The sequence below is a fragment of the Cupriavidus phytohabitans genome (genome assembly GCF_000426345.1).
Classification (GTDB): domain Bacteria; phylum Pseudomonadota; class Gammaproteobacteria; order Burkholderiales; family Burkholderiaceae; genus Cupriavidus.
Genome location: NZ_AUFE01000006.1, coordinates 1 through 26,214, shown reverse-complemented (window position 1 = coordinate 26,214; position 26,214 = coordinate 1). Strand labels below are relative to the sequence as shown.

General features: G+C 66.6%; 21 protein-coding genes, 1 tRNA gene and 1 pseudogene. 11 read left to right on the top strand and 12 right to left on the bottom strand.

Translation table 11 applies throughout. The features are described from left to right. The first annotated feature begins 97 nt into the window (after positions 1-97). Positions 98-1,000, top strand: coding sequence for a lipid A hydroxylase LpxO (gene lpxO / locus K309_RS0106250; RefSeq protein ID WP_029045618.1), 903 nt, complete (start codon positions 98-100; stop codon positions 998-1,000). Positions 1,001-1,060: 60 nt separating this feature from the next. Here the strand turns inward: lpxO and K309_RS0106245 are convergent, their stop codons facing one another. After that, on the bottom strand, positions 1,061-2,491 hold the full coding sequence (locus K309_RS0106245) for a sensor domain-containing diguanylate cyclase (RefSeq protein WP_051320368.1): 1,431 nt from the start codon (positions 2,489-2,491) through the stop codon (positions 1,061-1,063). Between the two features lie 283 nt (positions 2,492-2,774). Beyond that, positions 2,775-4,211: an aminotransferase-like domain-containing protein gene (locus K309_RS0106240; RefSeq protein WP_029045616.1), complete on the bottom strand. Its 1,437-nt coding sequence runs from the start codon at positions 4,209-4,211 to the stop codon at positions 2,775-2,777. Between the two features lie 175 nt (positions 4,212-4,386). Between K309_RS0106240 and K309_RS0106235 the strand changes: the two genes are divergently transcribed. Both K309_RS0106235 and K309_RS0106230 read left to right on the top strand, forming a co-directional pair. Further along, the gene (locus K309_RS0106235) at positions 4,387-4,776 is read left to right on the top strand and encodes a hypothetical protein (protein ID WP_029045615.1); all 390 of its coding nucleotides are present in this window, start codon (positions 4,387-4,389) and stop codon (positions 4,774-4,776) included. A gap of 67 nt (positions 4,777-4,843) precedes the next feature. After that, positions 4,844-6,469, top strand: coding sequence for an NAD(P)/FAD-dependent oxidoreductase (locus K309_RS0106230; RefSeq protein WP_029045614.1), 1,626 nt, complete (start codon positions 4,844-4,846; stop codon positions 6,467-6,469). Here the strand turns inward: K309_RS0106230 and K309_RS0106225 are convergent. Next, positions 6,466-7,761, bottom strand: a complete 1,296-nt coding sequence (locus K309_RS0106225; RefSeq protein ID WP_029045613.1) for a TIGR03862 family flavoprotein — start codon at positions 7,759-7,761, stop codon at positions 6,466-6,468. The two genes, K309_RS0106230 and K309_RS0106225, sit on opposite strands and share 4 nt — an antisense overlap. A gap of 106 nt (positions 7,762-7,867) precedes the next feature. Between K309_RS0106225 and K309_RS0106220 the strand changes: the two genes are divergently transcribed. Continuing rightward, the gene (locus tag K309_RS0106220) at positions 7,868-8,479 is read left to right on the top strand and encodes a DUF1415 domain-containing protein (protein ID WP_029045612.1); all 612 of its coding nucleotides are present in this window, start codon (positions 7,868-7,870) and stop codon (positions 8,477-8,479) included. 1 nt (position 8,480) lies between these two features. On the opposite strand, the gene K309_RS36050 is transcribed toward K309_RS0106220, so the two are convergent. Beyond that, complete coding sequence (locus K309_RS36050; protein WP_035876931.1) at positions 8,481-9,347, bottom strand: class I SAM-dependent methyltransferase; 867 nt, start codon at positions 9,345-9,347, stop codon at positions 8,481-8,483. 245 nt (positions 9,348-9,592) lie between these two features. Here K309_RS36050 and K309_RS0106210 point away from each other — a divergent pair, with 245 nt between their 5' ends. Both K309_RS0106210 and K309_RS41580 read left to right on the top strand, forming a co-directional pair. Further along, complete coding sequence (locus K309_RS0106210) at positions 9,593-11,203, top strand: flagellar assembly protein A (RefSeq protein WP_035876928.1); 1,611 nt, start codon at positions 9,593-9,595, stop codon at positions 11,201-11,203. Between the two features lie 115 nt (positions 11,204-11,318). Further along, the gene (locus K309_RS41580) at positions 11,319-11,648 is read left to right on the top strand and encodes a hypothetical protein (RefSeq protein ID WP_156914314.1); all 330 of its coding nucleotides are present in this window, start codon (positions 11,319-11,321) and stop codon (positions 11,646-11,648) included. Positions 11,649-11,720: 72 nt separating this feature from the next. Here K309_RS41580 and K309_RS36045 read toward each other — a convergent pair whose 3' ends face one another. Then, complete coding sequence (locus K309_RS36045; RefSeq protein WP_035876924.1) at positions 11,721-12,833, bottom strand: CapA family protein; 1,113 nt, start codon at positions 12,831-12,833, stop codon at positions 11,721-11,723. Positions 12,834-13,081: 248 nt separating this feature from the next. Here K309_RS36045 and K309_RS0106195 point away from each other — a divergent pair, with 248 nt between their 5' ends. The 3 genes from K309_RS0106195 (at position 13,082) to K309_RS42390 (ending at position 15,715) form a co-directional block, all read left to right on the top strand. Beyond that, the gene (locus K309_RS0106195) at positions 13,082-14,470 is read left to right on the top strand and encodes an FAD-binding oxidoreductase (protein ID WP_029045610.1); all 1,389 of its coding nucleotides are present in this window, start codon (positions 13,082-13,084) and stop codon (positions 14,468-14,470) included. Positions 14,471-14,549: 79 nt separating this feature from the next. Then, positions 14,550-15,467, top strand: a complete 918-nt coding sequence (gene ppk2, locus K309_RS0106190) for a polyphosphate kinase 2 (protein WP_029045609.1) — start codon at positions 14,550-14,552, stop codon at positions 15,465-15,467. A 107-nt stretch (positions 15,468-15,574) separates the two neighbouring features. Continuing rightward, on the top strand, positions 15,575-15,715 hold the full coding sequence (locus tag K309_RS42390) for a hypothetical protein (protein WP_198030792.1): 141 nt from the start codon (positions 15,575-15,577) through the stop codon (positions 15,713-15,715). Between the two features lie 91 nt (positions 15,716-15,806). Here K309_RS42390 and K309_RS0106180 read toward each other — a convergent pair. The 3 genes from K309_RS0106180 to pepN all read right to left on the bottom strand — a co-directional run bounded on the left by K309_RS0106180 (position 15,807) and on the right by pepN (position 19,888). Beyond that, positions 15,807-15,882 (bottom strand) — tRNA-Thr (locus tag K309_RS0106180). 179 nt (positions 15,883-16,061) lie between these two features. After that, positions 16,062-17,078 (bottom strand): class 1 fructose-bisphosphatase, encoded by a 1,017-nt coding sequence (locus K309_RS0106175; RefSeq protein WP_029045608.1) that lies wholly within the window; start codon positions 17,076-17,078, stop codon positions 16,062-16,064. A 95-nt stretch (positions 17,079-17,173) separates the two neighbouring features. After that, complete coding sequence (gene pepN, locus K309_RS0106170) at positions 17,174-19,888, bottom strand: aminopeptidase N (protein WP_029045607.1); 2,715 nt, start codon at positions 19,886-19,888, stop codon at positions 17,174-17,176. A gap of 282 nt (positions 19,889-20,170) precedes the next feature. Here pepN and K309_RS0106165 point away from each other — a divergent pair, with 282 nt between their 5' ends. Both K309_RS0106165 and K309_RS0106160 read left to right on the top strand, forming a co-directional pair. Continuing rightward, positions 20,171-20,797: a DUF4136 domain-containing protein gene (locus tag K309_RS0106165; RefSeq protein WP_029045606.1), complete on the top strand. Its 627-nt coding sequence runs from the start codon at positions 20,171-20,173 to the stop codon at positions 20,795-20,797. 293 nt (positions 20,798-21,090) lie between these two features. Further along, the gene (locus K309_RS0106160) at positions 21,091-23,412 is read left to right on the top strand and encodes an NADP-dependent malic enzyme (protein WP_029045605.1); all 2,322 of its coding nucleotides are present in this window, start codon (positions 21,091-21,093) and stop codon (positions 23,410-23,412) included. A 121-nt stretch (positions 23,413-23,533) separates the two neighbouring features. Here the strand turns inward: K309_RS0106160 and K309_RS0106155 are convergent, their stop codons facing one another. The 4 genes and pseudogenes from K309_RS0106155 to K309_RS0106140 all read right to left on the bottom strand — a co-directional run. Beyond that, complete coding sequence (locus K309_RS0106155) at positions 23,534-23,779, bottom strand: hypothetical protein (protein ID WP_029045604.1); 246 nt, start codon at positions 23,777-23,779, stop codon at positions 23,534-23,536. Between the two features lie 238 nt (positions 23,780-24,017). After that, the gene (locus tag K309_RS0106150) at positions 24,018-25,085 is read right to left on the bottom strand and encodes a porin (RefSeq protein WP_029045603.1); all 1,068 of its coding nucleotides are present in this window, start codon (positions 25,083-25,085) and stop codon (positions 24,018-24,020) included. 175 nt (positions 25,086-25,260) lie between these two features. Further along, positions 25,261-25,779: a 2-oxo-4-hydroxy-4-carboxy-5-ureidoimidazoline decarboxylase gene (uraD, locus tag K309_RS0106145; RefSeq protein ID WP_029045602.1), complete on the bottom strand. Its 519-nt coding sequence runs from the start codon at positions 25,777-25,779 to the stop codon at positions 25,261-25,263. 27 nt (positions 25,780-25,806) lie between these two features. Beyond that, positions 25,807-26,214 (bottom strand): annotated as a pseudogene (locus K309_RS0106140) (allantoinase); the annotation flags it as partial.

The window sequence follows — 26,214 nt, the reverse complement described above, 5'->3', positions numbered from 1 at the left end:
GGCGTGCCGGCCATTTCGGTAAAATGCCGGTTTTCGCCCAGCCTGCCTGCTGCGCCAGTCATCGGCGCGCCAGGGCGGCCAACCAGGAGGACTTCGGGTGATCAAGTGGATAATCGTCGCGGGCTACCTCGGTGCCATCCTGTATGTGCACTTCCGCGGCAAGGTAAGGCTGAAGATCTGGCGCCAGCTGCTGGACCATTCGGCGCTGGTCGCGCCGATCAACTGCTTCATGTATGCGTTCTCGGGCGTGCCGCGCACGCCATACATTCCGGTCGAAAATTTCCCGGACCTGGAGAAACTGCGCACCGCGTGGCCGGAGATCCGCGATGAAGGCCTGGCGCTGGCCGCGATGCGCAAGATCAAGGCCGCGGACAAGAACGACGACGCCGGCTTCAACTCGTTCTTCAAGTATGGCTGGAAGCGCTTCTACCTGAAGTGGTACGAGGCCCAGCACCCGTCCGCGGAAGTGCTGTGCCCCAAGACCGTGGCCCTGCTGCGCGAGCTGCCGAGCGTGAAGGCCGCAATGTTCGCCGAGCTGCCGCCGGGCGGCAAGCTCAATCCGCACCGCGACCCGTTCGCCGGCTCGCTGCGCTACCACCTGGGTTTGTCCACACCCAACGATGACCGCTGCTTTATCGAGGTCGACGGCGAGCGCCACAGCTGGCGCGACGGCAAGGGCGTGGTGTTCGACGAAACCTACCTGCACTGGGCCGAGAACCGCAGCGACGCCAACCGCCTGATCCTGTTCTGCGATATCGAGCGGCCGATGCGCTATGGCTGGGCCGCCAGGTTCAACCACTGGATGGGCCGCAAGGTCATGACCGCGGCCAGCTCGCCCAACGACGAGCACGACCAGACCGGCATGATCAACAAGCTGTTCCGCTTTGTCTGGCTGGGCGGGCAATATCGCCGCCGCTTCAAGGCATGGAACCGCCAGCTGTACTACGTGGCCAAATTCGGCCTGATCGTGGGGGGCGTGGCCCTGGTCATCTTCCTGTAATTCGCGGGAAGTCATCAGCAAGAGAGCCGGCACATGCCGGCTCTCTTGCGTTGGACTGCTTCAGTTGCCGCGGCGCCGCTCGTTGCCCAGCGCCTCATAGTGCGCGCGCTTGGCTTCGTACATGCGGCTGTCGGCCACCTTGACCGCGTCGGTGAGGCGCTCGCCCTGCACGCAGGTGGCGTGGCCGATAGAGAAGCTCAGGCGCACGCCGGGATAGAAGGTGTTGTTCAGTTCCACCACCTGTTCGATCTGCTCGACCACCGTGGCGGCGCCGCGCTCGTCGCGGCCGGGCAGCAGCACCATGAATTCATCGCCGCCGATGCGCGCCACGCAGGCCTGGTCGCCCACCGCCTTCTTCAGCACCTCGCCGGTGCGGCGCAGCAGTCCGTCGCCGTCGCCGTGGCCGAACTGGTCGTTGACCACTTTCAGCCCGTTCAGGTCCACCGCCACCACGTTGACCGGCCACGGGCCCTTGCGGCCCAGCCGCGCCAGTTCGTCTTCGTAGTAGGCGCGGTTGTAGAGCTTGGTCAGCACGTCGTGCTTGCCCAGGAACTCGACATAGGCCTCGGCCTTCTTGCGCGCGGTGATGTCGGTCAGCGATACCAGCACCTGGTCCCAGTCGGCTTCGCAGCCGGGGAAGACCGACCACTGCATGAAGACGTCGACCTGGCGGCCGTCGAGCGCGTAGTTGATGACCTCGCGCTGCTGCCACAGCTTTTCGTGCCAGAGGTCGACCAGCTGCTCGGCAAAGTGGATGCGCATGTCGTCGCGGAACACGTCGCCGAGGCGCGACAACAGGATCTGCTTGGACTCGGCGCCAAACATCAGCAGCGTCTGCCGGTTGACGTCGAGCACGCGGATCTCCTGCATGCAGCGCGAGACGAAGTCCGGATGCACGTTGAGGAAGGTGCGGAAGTCGGTGATGCCGGCCGCGCGCACTTCATCGAGCAGCACCTTGACCGCGCTGAAGTCCTCCACCCACAGCGACACCGGCGAGTGTTCGAACAGGCCAACGGCATATTGCTCGCTGCGGCGCAACTCGCGTTCGGTGCGCACGCGCGCGGTGATGTCTTCGATCGACAGCAGCACGCGCTCCCATGTGCCTTCATGGCCGGGCATCACCGTGGCTTCGAGCCGGATGTCGAGGCGTTCGCCGTCCAGCGTGTAGTTGACGGTCTGGCTGGAAAAGCGGCTGCCGCCGTCCCAGAGCTGGCCGAGTTCTTCCACGTGCTGGTCGAACATGTCGTCGCGGAAGACCGTTTCGAGGTTGGCGATGAGGTCGTGGAGGTCGGCCGCGCGGAACAGGTCGAGCGTGCGCTGGTTGACGTCGATCACGCGGATCAGCGACGAGCATTGCGCTACCTGGTGCGGATTGGCGCGCAGGTAGGCGCGCAGGTCGGTGACCCCGTCGCGGCGCAGCTGTTCGAAATGCACCCGCACATCGCTGAAGTCTTCCAGCCACAGCGACACGGGGGCGAGCTGGAACAGCATCTGGTAATCGTCGGCGCTGTTGTCCGGCCTCGTGCCGGCCGGGCGGTTGCGCGATGCCGCGGATGGACTGCTCAAGGCCACTCTCCTTTGTTCTTGTTCCTGTCTGATGGCGGCGCTTGGCAGCGGGGCACCGGCAGCGGGGACAGCCGGGCCACGGCCGCGCGCCAGCGCACTAGGATAGGCGAGGCGGCGGCAAATGGGGCAAACGGGGCGCAAAAAGCAGGTCAACCCGGCAGTGCGCCTGTACGTGTGTTGCAATAATGCGCGCTGCCCCCGCACGAGGCTAGCCGGCAAGGCGGTGCACCACGCCGGCCAGCGTGGCCAGCGCGCGCTCGATCTGCGCCGAACGCGGCGTGCCGCAGTTGATGCGCAGGCAATGGTCGAAGCGCCCGGCGTTGGAGAACATCACTCCCGGCATGACGCGGATGCCCGCCTGCAGCGCCTGGTCGAAGACCGCCTCGGACGAGACCTGCACGGGCATCTCCACCCACAGGTGCATGCCGCCGCGCGGCGAGCCCAGCCGCGTCCCGGCCGGGAAGCTGGCCGCCACCGCCTGCGCGAACCATTCACGCTGCAGTTGCAGCCGCGTGCGCAACCGGCGCAGGTGCCGTTCATGCGCGCCGCTGGCGAGGAAATCCGCCGCCGCCATCTGCGACAGCATTTCGTTGGGCCGCGACAGCCCGAACTTGAGCATTTCCACGCGCGGCTGCCATTTGCCGGCAGCGATCCAGCCGAGCCGCATGCCCGGCGCCAGCACCTTGTGCAGCGAGGCGCAGTGGATTACGTTCCCGCTGCCATCCCAGGCCTTGGCCGCCGCCGGCTGGGTATCGCCGTCGGCGGTGGCGGAAAAGCAGTCGTCCTCGATCAGCGCGATGCCGCGCGCCTCGCACCACTGCACCAGCCGCGCCTTGTGCGCGTCCGGCATGATGCAGCCGAGCGGATTCTGCAGGTTGGGCACTACCGCCACCGCGCGGATATTGTCGTAGTGCTGCGCCGCCAGCTCGAGCGCCTCGAGCGACATCCCCGTCTGCGGGCTGCACGGGATTTCCAGCGCGCGCATGCCGAGGCTTTCGAGGATCTGCAGCAGCCCGTAGTAGGTGGGCGATTCCACCGCGATCACGTCGCCCGGGCCGGCCACCGCGCGCAACGCCAGGTTGAGCGCCTCGGTGCAGCCGTGCGTGATGACGATCTCCTCCGGCGCCAGCTGCATCCGCGCGTGCAGCGCCTGGCGCGCGATGGCGCCGCGCAGCGGCGCATGGCCTTCCGGCTCGACCGCCTCGCCGAACAGCATCGGATGCCGGCGCAGGGCGCGCGCCGCGGCGCTGCGCAGTGCCTCGGCGGGATACAGCGAGGGCGCACAGTAGGCGCCGCCCAGGTTGGTATGGACATGCTGGTGCTGGCTGCGCGCCAGCAGCCCCGAAATGCGCTGGTGGATGCCGACGTACTGCGCGGGATCGGGCAGCGCGGCGTCGGGTTCGGTCAGCGGTGCCAGCGGCGCGCGCACAGGTGCCGCGACAAAATAGCCGGCGCGCGGGCGGGCTTCGAGCAGGCCGTCGCTCTCCAGCTGGCGGCAAGCCTGCAGGGCCGTGGACAGGCTGACGCCGTGCAGTCCCATCAGCGCGCGCACGGATGGCATGCGGTCGCCGGCGGTCAGCGTGCCGGATTCGATGGCGCGGCGGTAGTGGCCGGCAACCTGGCGGTAGAGCGGAGTGGCTTCCATGGGGGCATGGTGGCGCGGTTGGCCATCGGGGTACAGATACAGAGGCGGGGCGCCTGTATCGTAACAGCCCCGGTTTTGCCTTGCTGTTCCGGTGGAGGTTTCGCGGTGATGTGCCTGCCGCGGGCGGGGGGCGGCCGATAGGCTGGAGGCCTGAATCTGTTACCGGAGCCAAGCCATGCCAAGCGTATCGATCGACACTTCAGGAACCGTCTTGCCGGCCTCCGCCACGCGCCTGCCCGCCGGGCAATGCCTGCATCTGCGCGTGGCGGCGGGCACGGTGCTGCATGCCGGCGCCGGCCGGATCGAGGTCAGCGGACCGCCGCAATGGCTGGCCGAAAGCTGGCATATCCCGCGCTGGCGCCTGCGTGCGGGCGAGACGCTGACGATACCGGCGCGCGGCTGGCTGCAGGTCGTGGCGTGCGGCGACGCCGCCTTCACCATCACCTTGCCGCTCGGCGTGATTGACCGCCTGGCGGCACTGCTGGCGTGGCGCAGGCGCCGCCTGTCGTCGCCACCGTGGCACCAGCCGCAACGGATTGCCGACCCGGCGCCCGAAAAACTATAAAATTGCGCTCCGGCCGGCCTGGCACATTGGTGTGCCCAACCCCCCGGCCGCAGTTCCCGGGTTCCCCATGCTACGTCTAAGTGAAGTCAAACTCCCGCTCGACCATACCGAAAGCGACCTGGACGCCGCCGTGCGCGCCAGCGCCGCGCAGATCGGCGTCAAGGGAGACGGCCTGATCGGCTATACGGTATTCCGCCGCGCCCACGATGCGCGCAAGCGCTCCGATATCAAGCTGACCTACATCATCGATATCGAAGTCAGCGACGAAGCCGCGGCGCGCAAGCGCATGGCCGGCAAGCCCAACTGGAGCGTGACGCCCGATATGGAGTACCACTTCGTCGCGCGCGCGCCGCAGGGCGGCCCCGCGCTGCGCCCGGTGGTGATCGGCATGGGCCCGTGCGGGCTGCTGGCCGGCCTGATCCTGGCGCAGTCGGGCTTCCGCCCGATCGTGCTGGAGCGCGGCAAGGAAGTGCGCGAGCGCACCAAGGACACGTTCGGCCTGTGGCGCAAGAGCGTGCTCAACCCGGAGTCGAACGTGCAGTTCGGCGAAGGCGGCGCGGGCACGTTCTCGGACGGCAAGCTGTACAGCCAGATCAAGGACCCGAAGCACTACGGGCGCAAGGTGCTGAACGAGTTCGTGCGCGCCGGTGCGCCGGAAGACATCCTGTACAAGGCGCGCCCCCATATCGGCACCTTTCGCCTGGTCAGCATGGTCGAGAAGATGCGCGCGGAGATCATCGAGCTGGGCGGCGAGATCCGCTTCGAAACGCGCGTCGACGATATCGACATCGACGGCGGCCAGGTGCGCGGCCTGAAGCTGTCGAATGGCGAATACCTGGAAGCCGACCACGTCATCATGGCGGTCGGCCACAGCGCGCGCGATACCTTCCAGATGCTGCACGATCGCGGCGTGTTCATGGAGGCCAAGCCGTTCTCGCTGGGCTTCCGCATCGAGCATCCGCAGGGCCTGATCAACCGCAGCCGCTTCGGCAAGTTCGCCGGCAACAAGCTGCTGGGCGCGGCCGACTACAAGGTGGTGCACCACTGCAGCAACGGGCGTTCGGTGTACAGCTTCTGCATGTGCCCGGGCGGCACGGTGGTGGCGGCGGCCTCGGAGCCGGGGCGCGTGGTGACCAACGGCATGAGCCAGTACAAGCGCGCCGAGCGCAATGCCAACGCCGGCATCGTGGTCGGCATTACCCCGGAAGATTATCCGGGCGGCCCGCTGGCCGGCATCGAGTTCCAGCGCAAGTGGGAAGAACGCGCGTTCGAGCTGGGCGGCCGCAACTACAACGCGCCGGGCCAGCTGGTGGGCGACTTTATCGCCGGCCGTGCCTCGACGTCGCTGGGCTCGGTCGAGCCTTCGTACAAGCCGGGCGTGACGCCGACGGATCTGAGCACGTCGCTGCCCGACTACGTGATCGAAGCGATCCGCGAAGGCATTCCGGAGATCGACAAGAAGCTGCCGGGCTTCGCGCTGCATGACGCGGTGCTGACTGGCGTGGAGACGCGCACGTCGTCGCCGCTGCGCATCCGCCGCAACAACGACGATTACCAGAGCATCAACGTCAAGGGCCTGTACCCGGCGGGCGAGGGCGCCGGCTATGCCGGCGGCATCTACTCGGCCGCGATCGATGGCATCGAGGTGGCCGAAGCGGTGGCGCTCAGCATCGTCGGGGGCAAGCAGGCTTAGGATTGCCGCGGAGGTTGGCGCGGAGGTTGCCGCAGATATGCCGCGGCGCCCTGCGCCGCAGTGCGCCCGCTGGCGAAGCACGCCGTCAGCAGGTAGCCGCCGGTGGGCGCTTCCCAGTCCAGCATTTCGCCCGCGCAGAACACGCCCGGCAGCGCACGCAGCATCAATCGTTCATCCATCGCCTCGAAGCGCACGCCGCCCGCGCTGCTGATGACCTCGTCGATCGGACGCGGACGCAGCAGGCGCAGCGGCAGTGCCTTGAGCGACACGGCCAACGTGCCGGAATCCTGCATCGCGTCCTTTGTCAGGCATTCGCGCAACAGGCCGGCCTTGACGCCGGTAATGCCGAGCCGGCTCTGCAGGTGGCTGGACAGCGAGCGCGAGCCGCGCGGATGGTTCACTTCATTGCCGACCTGTTCCGCGGTGTGCGAGGGCAGCAGGTCGAGGTGGATCACCGCGCTGCCGTCGGCTTCGATCCGGTCGCGGATCGGCGCCGACATCGCGTAGACCAGGCTGCCTTCGATGCCGGTGGCGCTGATGACGAACTCCCCCTGCCGGTAGTGCGCGTTGCCGTCGCGACCGGTCAATGCGATCGCCACCGGCTTGACCGGCGTGCCGGCGAAACGGTCGGCAAATGATTCGCTCCATGCCGCATCGAAGCCGCAATTGGCGGGGCGCAGCGGCGCGATATCGACGCCACGGTCAGCCAGCCGCGGCACCCACGCGCCATCCGATCCCAGCCGCGCCCAGCTTGCGCCGCCGAGCGCGAGCACCACGGCACGCGTGGACACCGACACGTCGCCATGCGGGGTGGCAAAGCGCAGCGTATGCGGCGCGCACTCATCCCAGCCCAGCCAGCGATGGCGCATATGGAACTGCACGCCGGCCTCGCGCAGCCGGTGCAGCCATGCGCGCAGCATCGGCGCGGCCTTCATGTCGGTGGGGAAAACGCGGCCCGAGCTGCCGACGAAGGTCTCGATGCCAAGCCCGTGCACCCACTCGCGCAGCGCCTGCGGGCCGAAGTCTGCGAGCATCGGCGCGATCTGTGCTGCACGGGCGCCATAGCGGCCGAGGAAGGCCGGTTCCGGCTCCGCATGCGTGAGGTTCATGCCGCCCTTGCCGGCCATCAGGAACTTGCGCCCCACCGACGGCATCGCTTCATAGACGGCCACGGTCGCGCCCTGCGCCACCAGTACCTCGGCCGCCATCAGCCCGGCCGGCCCGCCGCCGATGATGGCGACGTCGGGGCGGCTGGCGAGCGAAGGGGACGCGGACGCGTTGGCGAGGGACATATGGAGGTCGGGTGGTCGGGTGGTCGGGTAGGGCAGGGAGTGTTTCCGCCGCGGATTATAGAGCCTGCGGCAGCGCTAGAATGACGGTTTCCCCGGTATCGCCATCATGTCTTCCGCCGCCACTTCCGCAGACGCAGTCATCGCCGCCACCCGCCACTGGCTGGAACGCGCGGTGATCGGCCTCAACCTGTGCCCTTTTGCCAAGAGCGTGTATGTGAAGGAGCAGGTGCGCTACGTGGTCAGCACGGCGACGGAAGCGCCGGATGTGCTGGATGAACTCGAGCGCGAGCTCCGCCTGCTCGACGAGACAGATCCGGCAGAGATCGACACCACGCTGCTGATCCTGCCCGACGCGGTGGCCGACTTCCTCGACTACAACGACCTGCTGTACTTCGCCGACCGCCTGCTCGGCAGCCTGGGACTGGACGGCACGCTGCAGATCGCGAGCTTCCATCCGCAATACCAGTTCGCCGATACCGGGCCGGACGATATCGAGAACTACACCAACCGCGCGCCGTATCCGATCCTGCACTTGCTGCGCGAGGACAGCATCGCGCGCGCTGCGGCGGCCTTTCCGGATGCGGCGGATATCTACGAGCGCAACCAGGCAACCATGCGCCGCCTGGGCCATGCGGGCTGGCGCCGCTGGATGGCGGGCGAGGACGAAGACTCAGCCGAAGACAAAGCCGCCGGCAAGAACCCGCCCGCGAAAGACTGACTTACGCCGGCTCGGCCGGCGTGACCGGCGTGGCCGATAGCGGAGCGGCGAAGAAGCGCTCGTTCATCTCTTCCAGCCCCAGCGTTTCCAGCACGTTCTGCAGCCGCTCCGCCGGGCGCCGGCGCGGCAGGTCCTTGTACTGGGCGATGATCAGCTCGTTCTTCATCGAGTGCTCCCATCCCACCAACTCGGTCACGCTGACCTGGTAGCCATGCGCCTCCAGCTGCAGACAGCGCAGCACGTTGGTCACCTGGCTGCCGAATTCGCGCGTATGCAGCGGATGGCGCCAGATTTCGGTCAGCGGATTGCCCGCCAGCAGCTTGCCCTTGTGCTTGCGCAGGACGCTGGCAACTTCGGCCTGGCAGCAGGGCACCAGCACGATGTGCTGCGCGCGCTTGGCCAGTGCGAAGCGGATGGCGTCGTCGGTGGCGGTGTTGCACGCATGCAGCGCGGTGACCACGTCGACGGTCGGCGGCAGTTGCGGCGAGGTGATCGAGTCCGACACCGACAGGTTCAAAAACGACATCCCGGGAAAGCCCAGCCGCGCCGCCAGCGCCTGCGAGGTCTTCACCAGTTCCTCGCGCGTCTCGATGCCGTAGATATGGGAATCGTCCTTCAATGCCTTGAAGAACAGGTCGTACAGGATGAAGCCGAGGTACGACTTGCCGGCCCCATGGTCGACCAGCGTGACGTGGCCGCGCTCATCCTTGACCTGCTGCAGCAGCGGCTCGATGAACTGGAACAGGTGGTAGACCTGCTTGAGCTTGCGCCGGCTGTCCTGGTTCATCTTGCCGTCGCGCGTCAGGATATGGAGTTCCTTGAGCAGCTCGATGGACTGGCCGGGGCGGATTTCGTGGGTATTTGACATGGGGACTGCACAGGCTGCGGGACGCGGCGCGCCCCGGAAATGCCGACAGTTTACCGAAGTTTCGGCCCAGCCCCCCACCTCGGCGGGGATCGTTGTGCGCTCAAGTTTTGCACCCGCGCTGCCGATGGTCATGGATCGATAACAAGTGGAGCGCCAGCCGTCCGGGCACGCACTGTCCGCCAGCGCGGGCAGGCCGCCGTGGCCGGTCGCCATGCAGCTCCGCAACCAATGTCAGGGGACTCAAGATGCACGAGTCAGGTTTGCGCCTGGAACTGACCGAGCCAGGCGAGCAGGTGCATGCACGCTACACACCGGAGCCAGGCAGGCTGGCGCCGGGTCACGACAGCCTGAAGCAGTGCCTGGACAGCCACGGCTGGGCCGGCGCCAGGCTGGATGCACGCGCTGTCGCGCAGTTCCTGCAGCAGTGCCAGCGTGCCGAGCATGAGATCGACGCCGCCATCGGTGTACTGGTCGATGGCGCGTTCACGCTCGATATCACGGACGACGGCCTGGCCGTGCGGCTCACGCTGATGCCCGCCGAAGGCGGTCGGCCGGTGGCGGAGGACGATATCCGGCGCGCCGTCGCCGAGCGCGGCGTGGTGCTGCCGATCCAGGCGCTGGCGCTCGGCGCCGCGCTGGCCGAAGGCCGCTGCGAGCTGCGCACCATCGCCGCCGGCGTTGCGCCGCGCCAGGGCGAGCCGGCGCGCTTCCTTAACCTGCTGCAGCCGCGCAAGCCGGTGCAGGCCGATGAAGAAGATTCGCGCGTCGACCTGCGCGATCTCGGCAACCTGCTGCTGGTCAGCCCTGGCACGCCGCTGATGCGCCGCATCCCCGCGGTGCCCGGCCATGACGGCGTGGACGTGTTCGGCAAGCCCATTGCCGCCGATCCCGTGGACGATCCACCCTTCGCAGAGGGCCTCACCGGCGCCGCCGCCGATCCGGACGACCCCGATCTGCTGGTGGCCGTGATCGCCGGCGCGCCGGTGGCCGGCGTGCATGGCATCGCCGTCAGCCCGGTGGTGCAGGTGGAGGCGGTCGACCTGCATTCCGGCAACGTTGCCTTTGACGGCACGCTGCGCGTGGCGGGCGATATCCGTACCGGCATGTCGGTGCGCGTCAGCGGCGACGTGCTGGTCGAGGGCACCATCGAAGCGGCCGACATCGACGCCGGCGGCAATGTCGTGGTCAAGGGTGGCATCATCGGCAAGACCAAGACCGGACATGCCGACGGCGGCATCAGCCGCGCCCGCGTGCGCTGCAAGGGCGCGGTCAAGGCGCGCTTCATCGAGAACGCCGTGGTCGAGGCCGGCACCGAGGTGAACGTCGACAGCGGCATCCGCCAGAGCGACGTCGCCGCGGGCGAGCGTATCGTGGTCGGCGGCCCAGGCGTGCAGGGCAGCATCAGCGGCGGGCGCACGCGCGCCATGCTGGCAGTGCGCGCCGCGGTGCTCGGCAGTCCTGCAGGCAGTGCCACCAGCGTGCAGGTGGGCTTGAACCCTTACGCGGACGCGCAACGTGCCGCGCTCGAGGCCGACCGCCGCAGGCTGCTGGAAGAGCAGAGCAAGCTCAACCAACTGGTTGCGTTCTTTGCCAGGAATTCTGAAAAGGCCGTAGGCGACCTGCGCGAGAAGGCGCGCGCCACGCTGTTCAAGCTCTCGCGTGACCTGTTCGAGCTGGAAGGCCGCTTGACAGAGCTGGGCCAGCAAATGCAGCCATCGGCCGATGCCGTGATCGACGCCGCCCGCCGCATCCATGGCGGCGTCACGCTGCAGGTGGGCAGCCGCGTGCTCAAGGTGATGGAAGACAAGCCTGGCGGCCAGATCCGCCTGATCGAGGACCGTATTGCGGTGACGTGAGCGGAACCTGGGCGTGGCCCGAGCGAGAGTCTTTCCTGCGCCCGAATTTGTACTATCCTGCAGGTATGTCCTGGGGTGCCGCAGGATGGGCGAGAGAGCTAGTCTCGGGCAGTGAATGCAGAAGCGGACCAGCAAACTGTGGAAGCGTTACACGGAACCGATTCACGTGGCACTTGAGATACCGGAAGGCCAGCCAATGCGGCTGGCCTTCCTGCTTTTTGCACGCACGCGCAGCGCGCGCGATCCGACCTACACTAAAGGTGCAACCAGTCTCTCACAGGAGGTTGCTATGACTGCCGCCCTGATCACGGCATTGGCGCTGGTCGCCCTGGTCGCCTGCGCCGCCATTGTCGTCTGGATCATGCGCGAGAAGAACCCGACGCTGCTGCAGCAGCAGGAGCAGTCGGTGCGCACATGGTTCGACCATATGATCCACCGCCACTAGCGCGGCACCGCAGCTTAGCGGTACGTGCTGCAAGAGCCCGCCGTGCAGGCGGGCTTTTTCATGGCGCGGGCTTCACGCCGCCGACATGTGCAGTTCGTGCAGCCCGCTGCGCTCGACCCGCGTGCCGAGCGCGCGTCCTTCGTAGGCGAACATCGCCAGCAGCCATGCGATATCGACTTCGCCCGCATATTCCAGCCGGAAATGGCTGCGCCGCAGCGGCACCAGCCGCAGGTCCGCGTCGCCTGCCGCATCGAAGCTGACGAAGACCATCAGCGCCAGATCCGGCCGGTAATCGTCGTAGCCGCCGATGCCTTCGTAGTCGTTGATGAAGTCGCCGCAGCCATAGAGGATGGGCTTGCCCGCATGCAGCTCGATGCCGAGTGGATGGTGCGAGGAATGTCCATGCACGATATCCACGCCGGCCCGTTCCACCAGCCCGTGCGCGAAGGCGCGTTGCGCCGGATCGATCTGGTAGCCCCAGTTGGCACCCCAGTGGATCGACGCCACCACCAGGTCGTCGGCACGCCTGTCCTTGCCGATCCGCGCGGCGATGCGGTCGCACGAGGCGGCGGACCAGTCATCCAGCAGGTTCACGCCGGAGTGGCCGGCGGTGGCACGCCATGCCGCGGGTGTGCCGCAATCATGCATGGCGAAGGCAAACACAAGGACACGGCCGCCGCCCGGCCGCGGCAGCGACGCCGGCCGCATCGCGCTGTCCTCGTCGGGGCCGGCCCCGGCATGTGCGATATGCGCAGCATCGAGCGCCCCCAGAGTATCGGCCAGGCCCGCGCGTCCCCAGTCGAGCACATGGTTGTTGGCCAGTGCCACGCAGTCGATGGCCGCGGCCTGCAGGCAATCGACGTTGCCCGGATGCATGCGGTAATGCACGGCCTTGCCCGGCCATGCGTCATCGCTGGTAGTGATCGCCGTTTCCAGGTTGGCAATGCGCGGACTTGCGCCGCGACGATCGAGCTCGGCGAGGGCATCGCCCCATGGATACGCCGGCGCCACCGGACGCGCGATCGGGCCCGCCTTGCGCTCGGCCAGGCGCACATAGTCGAGCGCCGAATGCACATACGACTCATGCAGCAGCGGCTGGCTGGGGTGCGCCAGGATCTGGTCGATGCCGCGCCCGGTCATCACATCGCCGCACAGGAACAGGGGAGGGGGGCTGGTTGTGTCCATTGCGTAGCCGGCCGGTGGGGTTGGGACGTGCCGGCAATAGTTCCATGATAGGCCGGCACGGCGCCATGATCGCGTTGCGGCACTTGGGCGGGGCTCGCCGCGCGCCGCGCTTATGTCGCATCCATGCCGCGTTTACATTCGACGGGGGGCTGCCTTAAATGGTGAAATCATCGGTTCTCGTGGCCATCTTCCTCCACCCGGCAGCCGCGCGTCGTCCGATGGTTTCAAACCGCATCGGGAGACAGATCATGGGCCAGTTATCGCAAGAACATGTCGAATCACTGAAGGCGCAACTGCGCGGCCGGCTGCTGCAGCCCGCCGACGCCGCCTACGATGAAGCCCGCCGCATCTGGAATGCGATGATCGACCGCCGGCCACAACTGATCGTGCAGGCCGCCGGCGTCGCCGACGTGATCGCCGCGGTCAACTTTGTGCGCGACAACGGCGTGCTGCTGGCCATACGCGGCGGCGGCCACAACATCGGCGGGCTGGCGATCTGCGACGAAGGCATGGTGCTCGACCTGTCGGCGATGCGCTCGGTGCGCATCGATCCGCGGGCACAGCGTGCCTGGGTCGAACCTGGCGCCACGCTGCGCGACTTTGACCATGAGGCCCAGGCCTTCGGGCTGGCCACGCCGCTGGGCATCAACTCGACCACCGGCGTCGCGGGGCTCACCCTGGGCGGCGGCTTTGGCTGGCTCAGCCGCAAGTTCGGCACCACCGTCGACAACCTGGTCTCGGCGCATGTGGTCACTGCCGAAGGCAAGCTGGTGCGCGCCAGCGTCGACGAGCATCCCGACCTGTTCTGGGCGCTGCGCGGCGGCGGCGGCAACTTCGGCGTGGTCACGATGTTCGAGTTCCGGCTGCATCCGGTCGGTCCCGAGGTCTATGGCGGCCTGATCGTCTACCCGCTCGAGCAGGCTCCCGCCGTGCTGCCGGCCTTCCGCGAGCAGTTCAAGTCCATGCCGGATGAATTGACGGTCTGGGCGGTGTTGCGCCAGGCCCCGCCTCTGCCGTTCCTGCCGCCGGAGGCGCACGGCAAGCCGATCGTGGCGCTGGCGATCTGCTACATCGGCCCGCCGGAGCATGGCCCCGCGCTGGTCGAGCCGCTGCGCAAGCTGGGCACGCCTTATGGCGAGCATGTCGGACCGATGCCGCTCGTGGCATGGCAGCAGGCCTTCGATCCCTTGCTGACGCCGGGCGCGCGCAACTACTGGAAATCGCACAACTTCGCCGGGCTCGACGACGGCCTGATCGCGATGCTGGTCGAGCAGATCGGCAAGCTGCCGTCGCCGCAATGCGAGGTGTTCATCGGCGCGATGGGCGGCCAGACCAATCGCGTGGCGGCGGACGCCACCGCCTATGCCAACCGCGACGCGCAGTTCATCATGAACCTGCACGCGCGCTGGGACACGCCGGCCGAGGACGACGCCTGCATCGGCTGGGCCCGCGAGGTATTCCGCGCCGCGGAGCCGTTCGCGCTGGGCAGCGTCTACGTCAACTTCCTGACGCAAGAAGAAACCGACCGCGTCGGCGCCGCCTATGGTCCCAACTTTGCACGGCTGCTCGAGGTCAAGCGCCAGTACGATCCGGGCAACCTGTTCCGCCACAACCACAACATCAATCCGGCGGCATAGCGCGCGAAGGCGTTCACGCGCCTGCAACACTGGCGTGCCAGCATCGGCGCGACCGCGATGGATCCGACAGGAGGAGCAGATGAGACCGGGCGAGGCAGAGCTGGTGCGGCGCATCCACAACGAAGTGGCCGACTACTACGACGAAGAGATCGAACTGGAACTGGACGACCGCAATGCCAGCGAGGCCTTCGGCGACCCCGTGCAATTGCCCGACGCGGCCGAGCAGGACAGCCGCCGCCACTATTTCCGCGAGCTGTTCCGCCTGCAGGGCGAACTGGTGAGGCTGCAGAGCTGGGTCGCGACCACCGGCCACAAGCTGGTGATCCTGTTCGAAGGGCGCGACGCCGCCGGCAAGGGCGGCGTGATCAAGCGCATCACGCAGCGGCTGAACCCGCGCGTATGCCGCGTGGCCGCGCTGCCCGCGCCCAACGATCGCGAACGCACCCAGTGGTACTTCCAGCGCTACGCGGCGCACCTCCCGGCGGCAGGCGAGATGGTGCTGTTCGACCGCAGCTGGTACAACCGAGCCGGCGTCGAGCGCGTGATGGGCTTCTGCAGCGACGACCAGTACGAAGAATTCTTCCGCTCAGTGCCCGAGTTCGAGAAGATGCTGGTGCGCTCCGGCATCCAGGTCGTCAAATACTGGTTCTCGATCACGCACGATGAACAGCGCCTGCGCTTCCTCAGCCGCATCCACGACCCGCTCAAGCAATGGAAGCTCAGCCCGATGGACCTGGAATCGCAGCGGCGCTGGGAGGATTACACCAAAGCCAAGGAGACCATGCTCGAGCGCACCCACATCGCCGAGGCGCCGTGGTGGGTGGTCCAGGCCGACGACAAGAAGCGCGCACGGCTGAACTGCATCCACCACCTGCTCAGCCTGGTGCCCTACCAGGACGTGGACGCCCCCCCGATCGTGCTGCCGGCGCGCGAGCGGCATGAAGACTACGTGCGGCATCCGGTACCGCAAGAGATGTTCGTGCCGGAAGTGTACTGATCCACCTTGCCGGGTTAGGGTAAGTGCGGAGTGCGGTATCGGCCCCGCAGCGACAGCGCTCCCTATAATGAAAACGGCCACCTGGCAAACAAGGGTGGCCGTGCATCATGGACCTGTTTGCTTTTTGGGCGACCATGCTTGTCGCCTACCTCCTGATGAAGCACGCCGGCTGCTTCAGCCAGCCGGTGCTGTATCCCGACTTCGACCATCCGTTCAGGTATTGGTGGGCACGGCGGTTGGGGCCCTGATCTCTTCGCCATTTCCTTGGCTGCGGGGCAACAAAAAACCCGGAGAGCGTGACGCTGTCCGGGTTTGCGTGGGCGATGCCCTGAATTCTTTTGGTGCCGAAGAGAGGAATCGAACCCCCGACCTTCTCATTACGAATGAGCTGCTCTACCGACTGAGCTACTTCGGCAACAAGTTCCGGTGAACTGGAACAGCCCGCAATACTAGCAGTGTTTTTCCGGCTTGGGAAGCCCTTTTGTGTCGCCGGTGCCATCCGGCGGCACGGTCCAGGCGGCGCCTGCTGCGCTTGCGGGGAGATGAAAAAAGGGGCGCCAGCTGGCGCCCCGTCCTGTTGCCGGAAGGCGAGGCTCAGGCCTTGCCTTCGGCTTCGTGGTGGTAGCGGGTGACGCGTTCCACTTCATTCTTCGAGCCCAGGATCACCGACACGCGCTGGTGCAGCTTGTCCGGCTGCACGTCCATGATGCGGATGTGGCCGTTGGTGGCGGCGCCGCCGGCCTGCTCGACCAGCATCGCCATCGGGTTGGCTTCATACATCAGGCGCAGCTTGCCCGCCTTTTCCGGCTCGCGCTTGTCCCACGGATACATGAAGACGCCGCCGCGGGTCAGGATGCGGTGCACGTCGGCGACCATCGAAGCGACCCAGCGCATGTTGAAGTTCTTGCCGCGCGGGCCTTCGTTGCCGGCCAGGCATTCGTCGATGTACTTGCGCACCGGCGGGGCCCAGTGGCGCATGTTCGACATGTTGATGGCGAATTCCTTGGTGTCTTCCGGAATCATCAGGTTGGACTGGGTCAGCACGAAGCTGCCGGCCTCGCGGTCCAGCGTGAACACGTGCACGCCGTTGCCGACGGTCAGCACCAGCGTGGTCTGCGGGCCGTAGACGGCGTAGCCCGCGGCGACCTGGTGGGTGCCGGGCTGCAGGAAGTCGGCCTCGGTCACGGTCTGCCCGGGCTTGGGCATGTGCAGCACCGAGAAGATGGTGCCGATCGACACGTTGACGTCGATGTTGGACGAGCCGTCGAGCGGGTCAAACATCAGCAGGTATTCGCCCTTCGGGTAGCGGTTGGGAATCTCGTAGAACGATTCCATTTCCTCCGACGCCATCGCGGCGAGGTGGCCGCCCCATTCATTGGCGTCGAGCAGCACTTCGTTGGCGATCACGTCCAGCTTCTGCTGGGTCTCGCCCTGGACGTTGCCGGTGCCGGCCGAGCCCAGCACGCCGGCGAGGGCGCCCTTGTTGACGGCGTTGGAAATGGCCTTGCAGGCGCGCGCGACCACTTCAATCAGCAGCCGCAGTTCGGGCTGGATCGTGTTGTGCTTGCGCTGCTCCTCGACCAGGTAGCGGGTGAGGCTGATGCGAGTCATGGTTGGTTCTCCTTGGATGGCCGCAATTCTACATGCCCGGCCGGCCCTGGCCGGGCAAAGTGGCGTTGCGGGGCCTCCCTGATGTGCTCATGGGTTCAGGCGGCCAGCGCCTTGCCGACGATCTCCCTGACGTCGCGCGACAGCGTGGTGCTGGCGGCGACGCGCTCCAGCTCGGCGCGCATGCGGCCGCGCAGCGTCAGCTCGTATTTCTGCCAGCGGTCCATCACCCGCGCCAGGCGCGCGGCCACTTGCGGGTTGATGGCGTCGAGCGCCAGCACCTGGTCCGCCCAGAAACGGTAGCCCGAGCCGTCTTCGGCATGGAACTGCGCCGGGTTACCGGAGCAGAAGCTGAAGATCAGCGAGCGTGCGCGGTTGGGGTTGCGCAGGTTGAACGCCGGGTGCTCCATCAGCCTGAGCACGGTGTCGATGGTGCGCTTGCCGGCGTGCGGGCCCCCCGGTTGTGGCCCCACGCTGCCGCGCTGCATGCCCTGCAGCGAGAACCATTTGTCGATCACCAGAGCGTCGTCCTCGAAGCGCTCGTAGAAATCCGCGAGTGCATGCTCGCGCCCGGGCGCGAAGCTGTTCACCAGCGCCGACAGCGCGGCGAAGCGGTCGGTCATGTTGTCGGCGGCCTGGTACTGCTTGTCGGCCAGGGCGTGCATGTCGGCGTCGCCACTGTCGGCCAGGTAGCCGAGCGCAAGGTTGCGCAGCGCGCGCCTGGCGGCGGAGGCGGCATCCGGGGAGTAGGCGCCGGGCGTGGCGTTGGCCTCGTAGGCGGCCAGCCAGTCGGCCTTGAGCGCGCGGGCCAGACCTTCGCGCATGAACTGGCGGGCGCGGTGGATGGCGGCGGGATCGGCCACGCCCATGCGCTCGGCCAGGTAGGCTTCGGCGGGCAGCACCAGCGCCTGCTCGCGGAAGGCGGGGTTGAGCGTGTCGTCGGTCAGCACGGCGCGCATGGCCTGGACCAGCGCCGGGTCGAGCTTGAGTTCGCGGCCGGCCTGCACGTCGGCGACCAGCTGCAGCAGCGCGCGCGTCGCCAGGCGCTGGCCGGCTTCCCAGCGGTTGAAGGCGTCGCTGTCGTGCGCGAGCAGGAAGGTCAGCTGCGCGTCGGTGTACTCGGCATCGACGATCACCGGCGCGGAGAAATTGCGCAGCAGCGACGGCAGCGGTGCCTCCGCGCCGCGCGGCAGGTTGATAAAGCGGAAGGTCTGCTCGGCCTGCGTGAAGTCGAGCACGCGCGTGGTCGCGCCGGGCGCGCTTTCGCCCTCGAGCTGCAGCGGCAGGTCCTTGCCGTCGGCGCCGAGCAGGCCGAGCGCGAACGGGATGTGGAAGGGTTGTTTCTCGGGCGTGCCGGCGCGGGTCTCGATGCCGACCTTGGGGCAACGCTGCGTCAGCGTCAGCGTCAGGCTGCCGTCGTCGCCGTTCCAGACGGTGCGGGCGGTCACCACCGGCGTGCCGGCCTGGCTGTACCAGAGTCCGAACTGCGTCAGGTCGCGGCCATTGGCATCGGCCATTGCCGCGCGGAAGTCGTCGCAGGTGACGGCCTGGCCGTCATGGCGCTCGAAGTACAGGTCCATGCCCTTGCGGAAGCCATCGCGGCCCAGCAGGGTCTGGTACATGCGCACGACCTCGGCGCCTTTCTCGTACACCGTGACGGTGTAGAAGTTGTTGATCTCTTCATAGCTGTCGGGGCGCACCGGGTGCGCCATCGGACCGGCGTCCTCGGGGAACTGCACCTGGCGCAGCACGCGTACGTCTTCGATGCGCTTGACCGCGCGGCCGGATTCCGAGCCCATCATGTCGGCGGAGAATTCCTGGTCGCGGAACACCGTCAGGCCTTCCTTCAGCGACAGCTGGAACCAGTCGCGGCAGGTCACGCGGTTGCCGGTCCAGTTGTGGAAGTACTCGTGGCCGACCACAGCCTCGATATTGGCAAAGTCCGTGTCGGTGGCGGTTTCGGCATTGGCCAGCACGTACTTGGTGTTGAAGATGTTCAGGCCCTTGTTCTCCATCGCGCCCATGTTGAAGTCGCCGACGGCGACGATCATGAAGCGGTCGAGATCGAGTTCCAGGCCGAAGCGCTGTTCATCCCAGCGGATCGAATGGACCAGCGAATCCATCGCGTGGCGGGTCTTTTCCAGGTCGCGCGCCTCGACCCATACCTGCAGCAGCTTGTCCTTGCCGGAGGCGGACTGGATCTTTTCCTCGATGCATTCCAGCTTGCCGGCCACCAGCGCGAACAGGTACGACGGCTTGCGGAACGGGTCTTCCCATACAGCTTCATGGCGGCCGTCGGACAGGTCCTGCTTGCTGACGAGGTTGCCGTTGGACAGCAGCACCGGGTAGGCGTCGCGATTGGCGCGCAGCGTGACGCGGAAGGTCGCCATCACGTCAGGGCGGTCGAGGAAGTAGGTGATGCGGCGGAAGCCCTCGGCTTCGCACTGGGTGAAGAAGTTGCCGTTGGACACGTACAGGCCCGACAGCGTGGTATTGGCCGCGGGCTGGCACGCGGTGGTGATCTCGAGCGAGCCCTGCGCGGGCAGCCCGGGGATGGTCAGCGTGCCGGCGTCCTGGGTGGCATTGGCCACCGGCTTGCCGTCCAGGCTGACGCCGACCAGTTCGAGTTCGTCGCCGCACAGCACCAGCGGCGCGTCGGCGGCGGCGCCGGGCTGGCGCGCGAAACGCAGCGTGCTGGTGACGATGGTGCGCTGGGGATCGAGATCGAGCACCAGCTCGGCATGGTCGATGGCGAACGGGGGCGCGGTATAGTCCTTGCGATAGACGGTAACGGGCGTGTCGGTGCGCAGCATGGAGAGATCCTGTCTTCGGAAGACCGTTGGGGAGGGTGCCATGCGCGCGGGCGAAGCATGGCGCCGAAGTCCTCATTGTAGCCAAGGGGGTGGCGGGGTATCGTCCGCCGCCGCACCCGGGCCGGCGGGAATTCCGCCGGTGCCGCGTGGTCTCAGCGACACGCGGGACGATTTCGAGCGTGTGGAAAGCGAGGTGGCACTATGTGGCAGCGCGCAGGCGGTGTCGGCAATGAAAAAGAACGAAGCGGTCGGTCCACGGGATTCCCGGGGCTTTGGGGCGCGCTGTCGCTGCTTGCGGCGCTGGTGCTGACTGGATGCGCCAGCACCGTGGTGACCGATGTCACCGCCTTCAGCCAGCCCGGCTGGCAGAACGATGCGCCGCACACCTACAGCTTCGAACGCACCCCGGAACAGGCGGCGCAGCTGGACCGTCAGACCTACGAGCAATGGCTGGCCGCGGCGCTGTCTGGCGTTGGCTATGAGCAGGTCCCCGAGAAGCAGGCGCACTACCGCATCAGCATGGATTTCGACGCCGCGCCCGGCATCGTGCGCGTGGCCGAGACGGTCTATCCCGATCCCTGGTACGGCCCATGGGGGCCATATTGGGGACCGTACTGGGGTCCGGGCTATTACCGCCCATGGGGGCCGTGGGGTCCGTGGGGTCCAGGCTACTGGCCGCCGCAGACGGTGGTGCGCGACGTGACGGTGCTGTTCTCGAGCCTGCGTGTCTATTTCAGGGATGCTGCCAGCGGCAAGCGCGTCTACCAGGTCACGGCGCAGAACCAGACCGAGAACGGCAGCCTGCCAGCGACGATGCCATACCTGATCCGCAGCGCCTTCGCGGGCTTCCCGGGGAACAGTGGACAGCCGCGGCGTGTCGAGCTTGAAGTCGAGAAGCCGCAGAAATAAGGCTGCGTGCAAATGCGTGCAGGAGCATGCCTCTGGCGTTCATTGCATACCCATTGGTAAAAGCTGTTTAACTGGAACATTCCGCCCAAAATACGGCTTTGGGACTGGCTTTGGTGGCACTTTGCACGATGCCGGGGCTAGAATAACTGCTCGATTTTTCCGGCCTTGTGGTCGGAATCGCCAGTTTCGCTGCCAGGTTTTCTTCGCTGCCGGTCCTTTGTCCCGATTGCGGCTGATACGAATCATGGCGGGAGAAGGGCGCTTCCGGCACGGGCCACTTTCCGGACGAGCCAATGAGCAGCCAGAACAGCGGTGATGCACCGCAACATGCCCCGAACAGTCCTGAAGCGCAACTGCGCCTCGCTGCACTGGAATACCACCGCAGTCCCACCAAGGGAAAGATCCAGGTCACCGCGACCAAGGCGCTGTCCAACCAGCGCGACCTGTCGCTGGCGTACTCGCCTGGCGTAGCCTACGCCTGCGAGGAAATCGCCAAGGATCCCGCCACCGCCGCCGAATACACCTCGCGCGCCAACCTGGTGGCCGTGGTGACCAACGGCACCGCCGTGCTGGGCCTGGGCGACATTGGCCCGCTGGCCGGCAAGCCGGTGATGGAGGGCAAGGGCTGCCTGTTCAAGAAGTTCGCCGGCATCGACGTGTTCGACATCGAGCTCGACGCGCGCGACCCGGACAAGATCGTCGAGATCGTCGCCGCGCTCGAGCCCACGCTGGGCGGCGTGAACCTGGAAGACATCAAGGCGCCGGAGTGCTTCTACATCGAGCAGAAGCTGCGCGAGCGCATGAACATTCCCGTCTTCCACGATGACCAGCACGGCACCGCCATCATCTCGGCGGCGGCGCTGCTGAACGGCCTGAAGGTGGTAGGCAAGGATATCGCCGAGGTCAAGCTGGCGGTGTCGGGCGCCGGCGCCGCGGCGATCGCCTGCCTGGACACGATGGTGAGCCTGGGCGTGAAGCGCGAGAACGTCTCGGTGGTGGACTCCAAGGGCGTGATCTACGTTGGCCGCGACGCCAACATGGAAGCCAACAAGGCCCGCTACGCGCAGGACACCTCGGCGCGCACGCTGGCCGACATCGTCAAGGGCGCGGATGTCTTCCTGGGCTGCTCGACCGCCGGCGTGCTCACCGGCGACATGGTCAAGACCATGGCCGACAAGCCCATCATCCTGGCGCTGGCCAACCCCGAGCCGGAAATCCGCCCGGAATTGGCCAAGGCCGCGCGCCCGGACTGCATCATCGCGACCGGCCGTTCGGACTACCCGAACCAGGTCAACAATGTGCTGTGCTTCCCGTACATCTTCCGCGGCGCGCTCGATTGCGGCGCGACCAAGATCACGGAAGCGATGAAGCTGGCCTGCGTGAAGGCGATCGCCGAGCTGGCCGAAGCCGAGCTGAACGATGCCGTGGCCGCCGCCTACGGTGGCCGCGAGCTGAAGTTCGGCCCCGACTACATCATCCCGACGCCGTTCGACCAGCGCCTGATCGAGAAGATCGCGCCGGCGGTGGCCAAGGCCGCTGAAGAGTCCGGCGTGGCCACGCGCCCGATCCAGGACCTGGAGGCGTATCGCCAGCAGCTCTCGACCTACGTCTACCACACCGGCCTGATCATGAAGCCGGTGTTCTCGGCCGCCAAGGCAGCGCCCAAGCGCGTCGCCTACGCCGAGGGCGAGGAAGAGCGCGTGCTGCGCGCGGTGCAGAGCGTGGTCGACGAAGGCCTGGCACGCCCGACCCTGATCGGCCGTCCGCACGTGATCCAGATGCGCATCGAGAAGGCCGGCCTGCGTCTGAAGGCCGGCGTGGACTTCGACCTGGTCAACCCGGAAGAAGACCCGCGCTACCGCGCCTACCACGAGGCCTACCACGCGCTGCGCGGCCGCGACGGCGTCACGCCGGACATGGCCAAGGTGGCGCTGCGCCGTTCCAACACGCTGATCGGCACCATGCTGATGCACATGGGCGACGCCGACGCGCTGCTGTGCGGCACCGTGGGCCGCTTCGAGGCGCACCTGGAGCATGTGCGCGACGTGATCGGCCTGGCGCCGGGTGCCAAGGTGTTCGCCGCGATGAACGCGCTGATGCTGGAAAAGCACACGCTGTTCATCACCGACACCTTCGTCAATGATGATCCGACCGCGGAAGAACTGGCCGCGATCGCGCAGCTGGCCGCCGAGGAGATCAGGCGCTTCGGGCTGCATCCCAAGGCCGCGCTGATGTCGCACTCGATGTTCGGCTCCTCGACCCGCCCGTCGGCGCGCAAGATGCGCGAGGCTGCCGCGATCCTGGCCAAGGCGGCACCGCACCTGGAAGTGGAGGGCGAGATGCAGGGCGACGCCGCACTGGACGAGGACGTGCGCCGCCACTTCCTGCCGTCGACCCAACTGGCCGGCAGCGCCAACCTGCTGGTGATGCCGACGCTGGACGCCGCCAATATCGCCTTCAACCTGCTCAAGATCACGGGCGGGCAGGGTGTGACCGTTGGCCCGATCCTGCTGGGTGCGGCTAAGCCGGTGCACATCCTGAACCCGCAGGCGACCGCGCGCCGCATCGTCAACATGACGGCGGTGGCGGTGGCGGAGTGCAATGCCATTCGCTGATGTGCGGAGAGGGTAGTTGCCTGGCGTAGCGCCAGGATGCAAAAAGCCGGGTCGATGACCCGGCTTTTTGCTTGTTGCTGCCTTGCCGCACGGTACGCGCAGCAGGCATTCGGTGCGGTGGCTATTGCAGCACGTTGTACTGCTCGCGCATGACCACGATGATGGACTTGGCCGCGGCCAGCTGGGTGTCGAGGTTTTCGACGTACTCCTGTCGGAAATCGACCTCGGCGCTCCAGTTGCATCCGGTATGGTCAGGCTGGTGCATTCGCACCGCGTGCAGTTCGCATTCGCCGCACTCGGGGTTGTTGTCGAGGCACTGGTTCAGGATGGCCATCAATTCGGATCGCGTCTTCGCATATCGCCGCATGAGTCACCTCTCTGGGATGGAGTTTTGAGGCCTGGAACACCAATCTAGGTAGCGCCAGTGAGTGCTTCCAATTGAATCCCCCTATGGGGCGAAGGCTTCCGATCCGCCGCTGGCTTGGCATCTAATGGCGCAGCGCAGCATTCCGTGATGTTTTCCTGCTTTAAGTGACTGGTGCAGGTGCAATAAAAAGCCCGCCGGAAAGGCGGGCTTCAGGACAGCAGGTGAGGCGGTTACGCCATCAGAACTTGTGGCGCACGCCCACGCCGAAGGTATCGCCGTGCTCGATGCCGGTGATCTTGTCGTAGTAGTAGGCGGCGTACACGTCGGTACGCTTGGACAGGTTGTAGTCGTAGGCCACGGCGAAGGTGTTGCGCTTGAAGTCGCCCAGCGAGTTGTCGACCTTGCCGTAGGCGTAGGAGGCCAGCAGGCTGCCGGCGCCAATGGGCACGGAGGCGCCGAACTGGCCGTCGATGTGCTTGGTGTCGCCGGACGGCGCGGTAGTGGCGCGGGTCTTGATGTACTGGCCCTGCGCGAACAGCTTGACCACCTTGAAGTCATAGGACAGGCCGAGCTGGGCGGCGTCCTGGCGCGACAGGCCGGCGTCGGACATGTCGGTCGGCACGTTGTTGAAGCGCACCTGCTGGTAGGCAACGGTGGCCGCGAACGGGCCGCTGAAGTACATCAGGTTGCCGCCCCACTTGTTCTTGCCGTTGGCACCGGCTTGCTCGCCGAACGAGTAGATGAAGTTGGCGGTCAGCCCACCGAAGTTCGGCGTGGAGTACAGCACCGAATTGTTCCAGCCCGAGTCGCCGATGATGCCCGGATCCACCACCGCGCCGCTGGTCGCGCCGAAGTACGTGTGGAAGATCGTCGGCGAGAACACGTACGAGTCGATCAGCGGGTTGAACAGGATGGTCGACACGAAGTACGGCGTGGTGTTGCGTCCCAGCTTGATCGTGCCGGCCTTGTCGTTCTGCAGGCCGACGTAGGCATTGCGGCTGAACATCGAGTCGCCGGTGAAGCGGCCGCTGTTGCCGCTGTCGGTGCGGAAGAAGCCGTTCAGGTCGAACAGGGCCTTGGTGCCGCCGCCCAGGTCTTCGGTGCCCTTGATACCCCAGTAAGACGTCTGCATCCCGCCCGAATTTGCGACCCATGCACGCTCGCCTACACCCGGGCTCTTGACCGCACCGACGAACATGTCGGCCTGGCCGTACAGCGTCACGCTGGACTGGGCCATGGCCGTGCCGGAAAGAAGGGTAGCCGCTACCGCCGCCAGCTTCATTGCCGGCTTGTACTGCTTCTGCATGTTTAGACCTCCGTGGTTTTGGATCCTGCTTGGAACGTTGTGTACTGGGTCCCTGTCGGGTTCTTTTAATGTCTTATATTCGTGCCGCCTGGCTCAGGCTCGGTGCGGTGTGGTGCTTTGGGTGCCGGCGGCATCGGGTACAGCGTTTTTTGTTATACAGGTGACGCTTTTTTTCTCAGGCGGATACTAAGTCGTCAAGTCGGAACTGCGCAATGCGATGGATCTGGTTGATGCAAGTTTGCAACTCTTCCTTCGGCGAGTTTTCTACGCGGCGCGCGAACTCCGCGATGATCCCGTGGCGGTCGTAGCCGCGCACGGCGAGGATGAACGGGAAGCCGAATTTCTGGTTGTACGTGGCGTTGAGCGCCTGCAGGCGATCGAATTCCTCAGGGGTGCACAGGTTCAGGCCGGCGCCGCTTTGCTCGCGCGTGGATTCGGCGGTCAGTTCGCCGCGCACCGCGGCCTTGCCGGCGAGCTCCGGGTGAGCGCGCACCAGCTTCAGTTGCGCGGCCTCGCCGGCTTCATCCACGGCGCTGCGCAGCGCCTGCGCCAGCGCGGCGGCATCGGCAAAGGGCCGTTGCGTGGCAGCGGCCTCGGCGAACCACGGCGAATGTTCATAGATGCCGCCCAGCACCTGCACGAATTCCGCGACAGGCATGGTGTTGAGTTGGGCTAAGGTGTAGGTCTGGCTCATGCTGAATCCGGTTTACTTGCGAGCGTGTTACTTGGCGGGCGTGTAGGGATGGGTCTCGGCCCAGTGGCGGGCGATGTCGACACGGCGGCAGATCCACACCTTGTCGTGGCCCTGCACGTAGTCGAGGAAGCGCTGCAGCGCGCGGAAGCGGCCGGGGCGGCCGAGCAGCCGGCAGTGCATGCCGATCGACAGCATCTTGGGGCTGTCCTGCCCTGCGGGATCGCCTTCTTCATACAGCACGTCGAACGCATCCTTCAGGTACTGGAAGAACTGCTCGCCGGTGTTGAAGCCCTGCGGCGTGGCAAAGCGCATGTCGTTCGAGTCCAGCGTGTAGGGCACCACCAGGTGGGGCTTCTTCTCGCCGCCGGTGACTTCCACTTCGGTCCAGAAGGGCAGGTCATCGCCGTAGTAGTCGGAGTCGTACAGGAAGCCGCC

Bases quoted from the DNA above. Each gene is read 5' to 3' on its own strand.
- K309_RS0106245 (WP_051320368.1), bottom strand. From the start codon at position 2,491: ATGCTGTTCCAGCTCGCCCCCGTGTCGCTGTGGCTGGAAGACTTCAGC.
- K309_RS0106240 (WP_029045616.1), bottom strand. From the start codon at position 4,211: ATGGAAGCCACTCCGCTCTACCGCCAGGTTGCCGGCCACTACCGCCGC.
- K309_RS0106235 (WP_029045615.1), top strand. From the start codon at position 4,387: ATGCCAAGCGTATCGATCGACACTTCAGGAACCGTCTTGCCGGCCTCC.
- K309_RS0106230 (WP_029045614.1), top strand. From the start codon at position 4,844: ATGCTACGTCTAAGTGAAGTCAAACTCCCGCTCGACCATACCGAAAGC.
- K309_RS0106225 (WP_029045613.1), bottom strand. From the start codon at position 7,761: ATGTCCCTCGCCAACGCGTCCGCGTCCCCTTCGCTCGCCAGCCGCCCC.
- K309_RS0106220 (WP_029045612.1), top strand. From the start codon at position 7,868: ATGTCTTCCGCCGCCACTTCCGCAGACGCAGTCATCGCCGCCACCCGC.
- K309_RS36050 (WP_035876931.1), bottom strand. From the start codon at position 9,347: ATGTCAAATACCCACGAAATCCGCCCCGGCCAGTCCATCGAGCTGCTC.
- K309_RS0106210 (WP_035876928.1), top strand. From the start codon at position 9,593: ATGCACGAGTCAGGTTTGCGCCTGGAACTGACCGAGCCAGGCGAGCAG.
- K309_RS41580 (WP_156914314.1), top strand. From the start codon at position 11,319: ATGCAGAAGCGGACCAGCAAACTGTGGAAGCGTTACACGGAACCGATT.
- K309_RS36045 (WP_035876924.1), bottom strand. From the start codon at position 12,833: ATGGACACAACCAGCCCCCCTCCCCTGTTCCTGTGCGGCGATGTGATG.
- K309_RS0106195 (WP_029045610.1), top strand. From the start codon at position 13,082: ATGGGCCAGTTATCGCAAGAACATGTCGAATCACTGAAGGCGCAACTG.
- ppk2 (WP_029045609.1), top strand. From the start codon at position 14,550: ATGAGACCGGGCGAGGCAGAGCTGGTGCGGCGCATCCACAACGAAGTG.
- K309_RS42390 (WP_198030792.1), top strand. From the start codon at position 15,575: ATGGACCTGTTTGCTTTTTGGGCGACCATGCTTGTCGCCTACCTCCTG.
- K309_RS0106175 (WP_029045608.1), bottom strand. From the start codon at position 17,078: ATGACTCGCATCAGCCTCACCCGCTACCTGGTCGAGGAGCAGCGCAAG.
- pepN (WP_029045607.1), bottom strand. From the start codon at position 19,888: ATGCTGCGCACCGACACGCCCGTTACCGTCTATCGCAAGGACTATACC.
- K309_RS0106160 (WP_029045605.1), top strand. From the start codon at position 21,091: ATGAGCAGCCAGAACAGCGGTGATGCACCGCAACATGCCCCGAACAGT.
- K309_RS0106155 (WP_029045604.1), bottom strand. From the start codon at position 23,779: ATGCGGCGATATGCGAAGACGCGATCCGAATTGATGGCCATCCTGAAC.
- K309_RS0106150 (WP_029045603.1), bottom strand. From the start codon at position 25,085: ATGCAGAAGCAGTACAAGCCGGCAATGAAGCTGGCGGCGGTAGCGGCT.
- uraD (WP_029045602.1), bottom strand. From the start codon at position 25,779: ATGAGCCAGACCTACACCTTAGCCCAACTCAACACCATGCCTGTCGCG.